Origin of the sequence: Methylobacterium sp. J-068 (assembly GCF_022829445.1) — a bacterium.
Taxonomy (GTDB): domain Bacteria; phylum Pseudomonadota; class Alphaproteobacteria; order Rhizobiales; family Beijerinckiaceae; genus Methylobacterium.
Genome location: NZ_JAKSXY010000029.1, coordinates 1 through 7,043, shown reverse-complemented (window position 1 = coordinate 7,043; position 7,043 = coordinate 1). Strand labels below are relative to the sequence as shown.

The 7,043-nt window shown below is 62.9% G+C and carries 13 protein-coding genes; 5 read left to right on the top strand and 8 right to left on the bottom strand.

Features of this window, described 5'->3' with window-relative positions; translation table 11 throughout:
- From MKK54_RS02330 to MKK54_RS02320, 3 genes are all read right to left on the bottom strand, one after another.
- The coding region (locus tag MKK54_RS02330) for a hypothetical protein (protein WP_244008893.1) at positions 1-331 on the bottom strand (331 nt) is incomplete at its 3' end.
- A gap of 11 nt (positions 332-342) precedes the next feature.
- Entirely contained in the window at positions 343-1,362 is a 1,020-nt protein-coding gene (locus MKK54_RS02325; RefSeq protein WP_244008892.1) for a hypothetical protein, read from the bottom strand.
- Positions 1,363-1,459: 97 nt separating this feature from the next.
- Entirely contained in the window at positions 1,460-1,810 is a 351-nt protein-coding gene (locus MKK54_RS02320; protein WP_244008891.1) for a hypothetical protein, read from the bottom strand.
- Between the two features lie 355 nt (positions 1,811-2,165).
- Here MKK54_RS02320 and MKK54_RS02315 point away from each other — a divergent pair, with 355 nt between their 5' ends.
- Together MKK54_RS02315 and MKK54_RS02310 are read left to right on the top strand one after the other, a co-directional pair.
- Positions 2,166-2,402: a DUF1902 domain-containing protein gene (locus MKK54_RS02315; RefSeq protein WP_244008890.1), complete on the top strand. Its 237-nt coding sequence runs from the start codon at positions 2,166-2,168 to the stop codon at positions 2,400-2,402.
- On the top strand, positions 2,403-2,600 hold the full coding sequence (locus MKK54_RS02310; RefSeq protein WP_244008889.1) for a type II toxin-antitoxin system HicA family toxin: 198 nt from the start codon (positions 2,403-2,405) through the stop codon (positions 2,598-2,600). It abuts the gene before it with no gap.
- Between the two features lie 14 nt (positions 2,601-2,614).
- Here MKK54_RS02310 and MKK54_RS02305 read toward each other — a convergent pair whose 3' ends face one another.
- Positions 2,615-3,442, bottom strand: coding sequence for a Bro-N domain-containing protein (locus MKK54_RS02305; RefSeq protein WP_244008888.1), 828 nt, complete (start codon positions 3,440-3,442; stop codon positions 2,615-2,617).
- Between the two features lie 226 nt (positions 3,443-3,668).
- Positions 3,669-4,379 (bottom strand): helix-turn-helix domain-containing protein, encoded by a 711-nt coding sequence (locus MKK54_RS02300; RefSeq protein ID WP_244008887.1) that lies wholly within the window; start codon positions 4,377-4,379, stop codon positions 3,669-3,671.
- Positions 4,380-4,466: 87 nt separating this feature from the next.
- On the opposite strand from MKK54_RS02300, the gene MKK54_RS24710 reads away from it, so the two are divergent.
- Positions 4,467-4,787 (top strand): transcriptional regulator, encoded by a 321-nt coding sequence (locus MKK54_RS24710; protein WP_409564114.1) that lies wholly within the window; start codon positions 4,467-4,469, stop codon positions 4,785-4,787.
- A 5-nt stretch (positions 4,788-4,792) separates the two neighbouring features.
- Here the strand turns inward: MKK54_RS24710 and MKK54_RS02295 are convergent, their stop codons facing one another.
- The 3 genes from MKK54_RS02295 to MKK54_RS02285 form a co-directional block, all read right to left on the bottom strand.
- Positions 4,793-5,314, bottom strand: coding sequence for a hypothetical protein (locus tag MKK54_RS02295; protein WP_244008886.1), 522 nt, complete (start codon positions 5,312-5,314; stop codon positions 4,793-4,795).
- A 76-nt stretch (positions 5,315-5,390) separates the two neighbouring features.
- Positions 5,391-5,645, bottom strand: a complete 255-nt coding sequence (locus tag MKK54_RS02290) for a hypothetical protein (RefSeq protein WP_244008885.1) — start codon at positions 5,643-5,645, stop codon at positions 5,391-5,393.
- A gap of 54 nt (positions 5,646-5,699) precedes the next feature.
- Positions 5,700-5,942 (bottom strand): hypothetical protein, encoded by a 243-nt coding sequence (locus MKK54_RS02285; RefSeq protein WP_244008884.1) that lies wholly within the window; start codon positions 5,940-5,942, stop codon positions 5,700-5,702.
- Here MKK54_RS02285 and MKK54_RS02280 point away from each other — a divergent pair.
- Both MKK54_RS02280 and MKK54_RS02275 read left to right on the top strand, forming a co-directional pair.
- On the top strand, positions 5,941-6,165 hold the full coding sequence (locus tag MKK54_RS02280; protein ID WP_244008883.1) for a hypothetical protein: 225 nt from the start codon (positions 5,941-5,943) through the stop codon (positions 6,163-6,165). The genes MKK54_RS02285 and MKK54_RS02280 overlap by 2 nt on opposite strands.
- A gap of 160 nt (positions 6,166-6,325) precedes the next feature.
- A complete protein-coding gene (locus MKK54_RS02275) occupies positions 6,326-6,754 on the top strand; it encodes a hypothetical protein (RefSeq protein WP_244008882.1) in 429 nt (142 codons plus the stop codon).
- Positions 6,755-7,043: the final 289 nt, after the last annotated feature.

Genomic DNA, 7,043 nt, shown 5'->3' with positions numbered 1-7,043 from the left:
CGGCGGCTTGGCTCGAACCGAGTGCCATGGAACGCTCGGCGCGACGCAGGACCCCGATGCGCTCCTGCAGGACGGGACGACTCCGGCGCTTGCGCTTCAGGGCGATCTCGGCACGGGTGCGCCAGGACGGATCGTCTGTCTGCCGCCCGAAGGCGATCTGACCCTCGATGGCCAGGATCGCCTCGTCGATCTCGGCCAGGATGGCTTGCCCCTGAGCGCTGGTCTTGATGGCATCGAGGGTGATCTCGCTGCCATCCTGGAGGAGGATGGTGGTGATGCACCGGATGGGAAGCCTCGGGGCTTCAAGCTCGGCATCAGCACGGCTTGGCATGTTACTCATCGTCAGAGGCGCTTGGCATCAGCTTCGGCAGCGAAGCGCGCCGCTCCTGCATAGTCGCCGCACGCGATGGCACGGTTCACGAGGACGTCGATGCGATAGGTCGCCTCAATGGGGTTGGGTGACTCACGCCGAGCCAGTTCATCCGCGATGTACGTCTGGAAGCACGATAGCCGGTCGCCTTCAGCGTTCAGGAGCCGATGCCCGGCGCCCGTGCCCGAAATGGTCCAACCCGTCAGACCCATGACATCGGTCGCGATCTTGAACGCATTGTAGGTGCGCATCAGCTCCCAGAGCGAGAAACCCGAGAAGTCGGGGGCGGGCGGTATGACCGGCGCGACCCCATCCAACAGCGGACTCCGGGCGATCAGGTCGAGAATGCGGACGTGCTGTTCGCTGGCTTGATCCTCGTCGAGGGAGAACCCCTCATCTGCTAGGAACTCGACGGTGTATCGCGCGAGGGCCGCGCAGCCCGCCGCCGTGGTCGGGACAGTCTTCAGCAGCACGTCATCGACATGCGCGAAGAACGCATTGGTCGCCGCTTCCTGTTCGGGAAGCGGGTCAATGCTTCCCGCCGGCTGCGGTAGGTTGGCGGCGCGGTTGCGCGCCCATGTCAGGCGCCGCGTCTCGTCAATGGCGGCAAGGATCGGGTCTGGAGCAGCTTCAGTGCGAGGCGCTGGGGCGGGGTACGGCACGCCGTCCAAGAGGGCGCGCGCCATATCCCGCACCTCGATATCGGCAGTTAGGAAATCCACGATCGGTTCATCGCCAAAATACTCGATGACACGAGCCGCCAGCGCGCGGGCGGCGTCAGGAGTGGGCATGAAAGCATCCACCGGCTTACCGAGGTCGGGCGCCTCGTCCTGTGGCGCATCATAGGTCGCTTTTGGCTGACTCAATCCCCGCGATGGCGCTGTAAGCAGCTTGGTGACGGCCGTATCCAGCGCGGCTTCGTTCCACGTTGCGTCCCGCGCGTCATGGCGTGCGGACATGCGGGTGCTATCAAGGCAATTGCCCTGTTCCATGGTTTCATCTCCTGGGTTCGGGGAAGGCCCTCGCTGGTGTTCCAGCACTGGCGGGGGCCGCTTGTGTCGGGTGGCGCGCCGCGCTCACCCGAAACCTCTAGATCTCGTGTTTGCCCTCGGGTTCGGCCTCCAAGCCGCCGTGCATGCACTGCGTCAGGGCGCAGGACGGGGTAAGCCGCGTCCCGCCGGCGAACGTGATGGTGCCGGTCTCCACGTCGTGGGTGTTCGACGTGTAGAGGCCGCTGCGAACCATCAGGAACAGGATGGTGTTGATCTCACCGCCGCAGACCTCCTCGGTCAGACCGAGCCAGTCCTGAAGGTGCTGGAAGAGCGCGAAGGGGCTGATTGGTCCGGCCAGATGCGCGGTGTGCCGGATGGCCTCGGCCAGGAGCGCGGCGCGCCACTCGGGCTGGCCGAGGTCGGAGGAGGCCAGGGTCCGCTCACGCATGTTTGCCTCCCAGGACGATGCGCTTGCCGAATCGCGTGGGACCGGCGAACGAATGCGAGTGAGCGAGACCGAAGCAGCCTACACCGGCCCGGAAGGCGCCAAGCCATGACCGAAGTCGAAATCGTCGCGTTCGTGGCGACCCCGCTCCTGGCCCTCGCGGTCGGCGGCGGCGTCGCGCTGTGGGCGCTGCATGCGGCGTAGCGGGCGAGAGCGATCGATGGTCTGTGGCAGGATCACCCCGATCCGCCCGCCCATGAAACAGAGACATCAAGACCGCTTGCCGAGTTATCCCCAGGGGCTTAAATCTCCAGTCATGAAACAGGCCTTCAATGCCTCCTCCCGGAGTGAGGCCGCGATGATGAAGTTCACGGTGACCGTCTGCCACGACGACAGCGCACACCTCTGGTACGTCCACGCCTCGGACCTGCCGGGGCTGCACGCCGAAGCATCGACACTCGACGAACTCGTCGCCCTCATCGAGGATGTGGCCCCGGACCTTATGGGCAACCTGCCGGGCACCGATGACGAGCCCGCCGAGATCCCCGTCTACGTGCAGCACCGCGTCCTGACGAAGCGCGAGCACGCCGCCTGAATGGGCGGCAATCTCTACCCCGAACTGGTTCGGCGGCTGCGGGAGGCCGGTTGTACCTTCGTGCGCGACGCCAAGGGCTCCCATGAGGTCTGGCAGAGCCCCATCACGAACCGCCGCTTCACCATCCCGCGCAACACGGTGATGGTGCATACCGCCAACGGCATCCTGAAGGACGCGGGCCTGCCGAAGGCATTCTGAGCGAAGGCCAGCCATCACCCCGTCCTCCGGTCCATGTGGTCGTGCAGCACGCCGACGATCGCGCCGGGCCACCGGAGTTGCTGGGCCGGGCCGGTGCGGTTGCTGCGCTCGACATCCACCAGCGTGCCACCGAACTCCTCGCCGGCCGGCGTCAGCTTCCAGAACGGGCGGTCCTTGTGGTCGCGGTCGCCGATCTGGAACCCGATCTCCTGAAGCAGGTGGTTGACCTGCACGGCCGAGACACCGAGGTCCTGTCCGATCTTCGAGGGGATGACGAGCGGGTCCTGCACCGGCGCGACGAGGTGCGTGATCTCCATCGACCCGAGCATGTCGAACCCGACCGCACGGTGGGTCGACCGGCTGGCGGCGATGAGAAGCTGATTGCCCGAGAGGCCAGCGATCTTCCCGATATCCAGGGCCTGCTTGAGAAAGAGGCGGGCTTCGCGGGCGGAGGCGGCGAGGCTCGAGCCCGGCGCGGCCGGATGCGCCTCCCCCTCATAGCGGCCCGTCTTGCGGATCGCCGGCAGCACGTCGTGGAAGACCCAGCGCTGGAACCGGGCGATGCGGGCGCGGGTCTCGGCCGGGATCGCGTCCGTCGCCCGGCGCTGGACAATGGCGCGGTAGAGGCCGGCCTCGGAGATGACGGACATCTCCTGCTCCCCGCCAGGGGTACGCACCCGTTGCGTACCCTTTTCGTCGGCGTCCATGCTGCGGTTCAGATCAGCGGCGTCGCGGTGCCCCAGCATCCGGGCTGCGTCGGTGGCAACGAACCACGGCTCGCCCTCACGCTGGACGATGCGGAGGTTCTGGCCTTCGAACTGGTAGGGAGTGAGGTCGCCCATCGCTCAGCCCTCCATACGGAAGGCGATGCGGCCGGCCAGCCAGAGTGTGGCCAAGCCTAGGATGGGTAGGAAGGGAAGGGCTTGGACGAGCATGGGAGGGCTCCACCGCTGAGGCGATGGATTTAACTACTATGGAGGTTGCCGATCGTCAACTACCTATTCCCAGTAGTTGCCCGTGCGCTTTCAATGCATCTTTTCCATGCTCTCCGTTCGCATTGCACGAGGGCTAACGAAAGATTTTAGCGACAACGCGATGGCGAACAGACCAAACTTTCTTCGGCAATTCCCTGACTTCCGCTGGATTGTGTTGCGATACCTGCCAAGCTTGATCGGTTTGCCCTACAAATCTTTTGATCTGAAGGAAAGTTTCTTCTGAGCCTGCATCGCCAGTTGAAAAGAACGCACAAAGATTTTGTGTGGTTATTATTTGTCGAGGATTTATAAATAGAATATCTCCAGGTTCACACTCTGGAATCATTTCTTCGTCATCAGTAGAAATTGCATAGGCACCATAAATTCCTTGCAAAAAGTCAGGTCTTTTAATTGTTCCGGCAATCTGATTTTCTATAATATACATTTCGTCAACAAATTGGCTTGGAGTATACAGCGGTATTTCATCTTTTAGATTTAAAACTGCAGCCCAAGTGCTTGGGATTTCTTTGTCGTATTTTATAGAATGAGATTTACGATTTGTATGAGTTCGTACTAGACTTTTGCCTGAAGCAAGACTTTGCGCAACCCCAAAGGCATTGCTCGGAAAATCGGCACCGCTAAGTCCGAGTTGATTTATTATTTCAAGCAAAAACTTAGAGCTTTGTGGTTTTTCATTTTCGATCTTGTTGATAGTAGCTTGGCTGCACCCAACTTTTTCTGCAAGCTCAGCTTGACTCAAGTGGGCGCGTTCGCGCGCTTCTCGGATTAAATCGTGCCAGGTCATAGTCTGCAATCTACTACCTCTGTCGTTGCCACGCTCGCCTTTTTTGGCTGTTGACTACCAACAACCTTGGTTGTTATAGAAGCGGGCATGAAACCTCACTCTTTGATCGAAGCAGCAATCAGATTGCTTGGCTCTGAGGCCAAGCTTGGCGCTGCCTGTGGAGTTACTCAAGGTGCGATCTGGAAAGCGAAGCGTGCGGGTAGAGTGTCCGGCGAGCTGGCTGTCAAAATTGAGCGGGCAACGGAGAAGAGTATTACTCGACGCGATCTGCGTCCCGACCTATGGGATGCGTCCACGCAAGAAGATGTTACGGCCCTCCTATACCTGACGAGTCAGCGAAGTGAGGACAGCGCTGCTGCCAGTCAAGTAGATGGTCCCGGCGCTACTCCCAGGAGCGTTCAGGCATGAACGCTTCACCAAAGTGTTCTGCTTCGGCCGGAAGCCTGAACGGCAGCACTGCTTATGCTGATCGTGTGAGAGGCCAACACGATTTCCGCGTCGCAGACGTGGCAGACGAGGAGATCAAGCTTCGTCCAGTTTTTGGTTCGGCTGATGCCCTGAAGGATGCTCTTGCGGCCATCCTGGTAGCAGCGTGCGCAGATCCGATGCGGTGGCTCGCCGTCCTCCATTCCCGGCTTTGTCGCGTAAGCAAAAACGCCGGTAGCGATCTCGGCCAGCTGATACCGGCACTTCTCGCGTTCCCAGTCTTCGAGCTCCACAACCTTCTGTTCAAGCTGTCGTACGCGCTCAACCAGTTCCGCCTGCGCCGCCTGGGCCGCAAGTGCAGAGCTTTGGGCGGTCATGACCTGAGCATTCAGTTCGACGGCCTTTTCGCGGATCAGAAGTTCGTCCCGGATGCCGAGCATCGCCTTCGCGATATCCGACGTGGCCTTGAGGGAAGAGGTCAGTCCTGAAATGGCAGCAATATCGACCATTCGAGGCTCCATCGGTTCGGTTCGCGCCGCCGATGGTGAAGGGGCCGGGCCGTCGCTGTCCAGAGGCGTGTTCGGCCTATCCCGGTTCGATCTTCCATGCCTTGGTCTGCTCGGCCAACGCCACGAAGGCCCGGTGCAACTGGCTCATCGCGAAGGGCACGATTTCCAGGGTGGTGACCACCTCGACGTCGATGCTGACCAACACATGCGCGATGCAGTCTCCACGGGTGCAGTCGAATTCGACGTCGTAGACGGCGTCTCCCATGCGGTCGTTCAGCGTCCGCTCGATCGAATCCAACTCGATCTCGAACAGTTCCTCTTCCAAGGCCATGCTCCTCTCTTCGTCGAGATCTCGGAATCCTCAGATCGGCATGGCCGGGACCCGTCAGCGCTCCAGTCGCATCAGCGCGTTCGCGATGGCGCCCAGCAGCGCGGCCGCCGGCCCGCTCCGCGGCGTACAGGCCTGCTCGTAGAGGCGGTTCGCCAGCCGCTCCCGCGCGGCCGCGCGATCCTGCGCCGGCAGCACGGCGATCAGGTCGACGCACAGCACCGCCAGCGCGTCTCCCAGGGTCGGCAGCGCGGCCGCGGCGCCGTCTCCATTCCCACCGGCCGGAGGTAGCCCCGCCATGCTGCTCAAGGACTGGATGCGGACCAGCGAGATCGACGATGCCGGCTTGGCCGAGCGCATCGGCGACATCTCCGTGTTCGGCGTCCGCAAGCTCCGGTTCCGACAGAGGGGCCCTTCCATCCGCGTCGCGGCCCGCATCGAGGAGATCTCCGGCGGCATGGTCCGGGCCTCGGACCTGGAGCCGGTGAAGTCCGCCCGCGTCGTTGCGGAGGCCTCCTCGTGACCTCCGCTCATCATTCCACCAGCGACACCGATCGCCCGTCCGCGGCTGCCCGCCAAGACGTTGCGTCCGGTCCGATCGATGTCGCTGTTCCCGCTCATGCCCTGCACCCTGTCGCCTCCTGTCCGTGGACGATCCCAATCGACCACAGGAGGCACCCGAGATGTTGGGCAAGTCACCCGAGCCCGCGGGTAAATCACCCAAGGGCTGTGAGGCCGTCGTGATGACCGCAAGAGCCGAAGCGCGCACCCTCGTCGAAGCGATCGCCGGCCCCCTGCGGCTCGGCGAGAACGTGAAGGGCGCTCTGTCCCGCGTCGCGCGAGCGACCGGCCTGAACGACCGCCGGGTGCGTGGCATCTGGCACAACGAAGCCCGGTCGATCCGTGCCGACGAGATGGATCGCCTCAGACAAGCAGCGCGCGACGCTCGCGCCACGGAGCAAGCACGCGATGAGTACAGGGCCGTCATCTCGAAACTCGTCGCCTGCGACGCGGCCCTGGGCCTATCGGGCCCGGACATGGACCGCACGTCTGATCCTGCACTGGGCCTCCGGCCTCGCACTGAGGATCGCACCCTGGATCGGGGACACTAATCAGTGATCCCGCTCACCCGCGCGCAGCCGCCTCCGTGACCCGGCCCTAGCGCTCTACCGCCGCCCCCGACTGTCCCGCCCGAACACGGCGCTCCCGAACCCCGGAGCTTTGGCCGATGCCCCTTGCTGTCTCCCATTCCTCGACGTCCCCGCCCATCGTCGAGCGGGTGAAGGCGTACCGGTCCTGCCTGTTCGACCGGTGGGTGGAGGCCAAGCGCTTCGCCCAGACCAGCGACGACCTCGCCGATCATCAAGCCGCGGTGGATGCCTACACGGCCTTCATGCGGGC

What these genes read in the sequence shown, in the direction of transcription:
- MKK54_RS02305 (WP_244008888.1), bottom strand. Translation starts at nt 3,442, where the DNA reads ATGGGCGACCTCACTCCCTACCAGTTCGAAGGCCAGAACCTCCGCATC.
- MKK54_RS02300 (WP_244008887.1), bottom strand. Translation starts at nt 4,379, where the DNA reads ATGACCTGGCACGATTTAATCCGAGAAGCGCGCGAACGCGCCCACTTG.
- MKK54_RS02315 (WP_244008890.1), top strand. Translation starts at nt 2,166, where the DNA reads ATGATGAAGTTCACGGTGACCGTCTGCCACGACGACAGCGCACACCTC.
- MKK54_RS24710 (WP_409564114.1), top strand. Translation starts at nt 4,467, where the DNA reads ATGAAACCTCACTCTTTGATCGAAGCAGCAATCAGATTGCTTGGCTCT.
- MKK54_RS02325 (WP_244008892.1), bottom strand. Translation starts at nt 1,362, where the DNA reads ATGGAACAGGGCAATTGCCTTGATAGCACCCGCATGTCCGCACGCCAT.
- MKK54_RS02310 (WP_244008889.1), top strand. Translation starts at nt 2,403, where the DNA reads ATGGGCGGCAATCTCTACCCCGAACTGGTTCGGCGGCTGCGGGAGGCC.
- MKK54_RS02285 (WP_244008884.1), bottom strand. Translation starts at nt 5,942, where the DNA reads ATGGCGGGGCTACCTCCGGCCGGTGGGAATGGAGACGGCGCCGCGGCC.
- MKK54_RS02290 (WP_244008885.1), bottom strand. Translation starts at nt 5,645, where the DNA reads ATGGCCTTGGAAGAGGAACTGTTCGAGATCGAGTTGGATTCGATCGAG.
- MKK54_RS02320 (WP_244008891.1), bottom strand. Translation starts at nt 1,810, where the DNA reads ATGCGTGAGCGGACCCTGGCCTCCTCCGACCTCGGCCAGCCCGAGTGG.
- MKK54_RS02275 (WP_244008882.1), top strand. Translation starts at nt 6,326, where the DNA reads ATGTTGGGCAAGTCACCCGAGCCCGCGGGTAAATCACCCAAGGGCTGT.
- MKK54_RS02295 (WP_244008886.1), bottom strand. Translation starts at nt 5,314, where the DNA reads ATGGTCGATATTGCTGCCATTTCAGGACTGACCTCTTCCCTCAAGGCC.
- MKK54_RS02280 (WP_244008883.1), top strand. Translation starts at nt 5,941, where the DNA reads ATGCTGCTCAAGGACTGGATGCGGACCAGCGAGATCGACGATGCCGGC.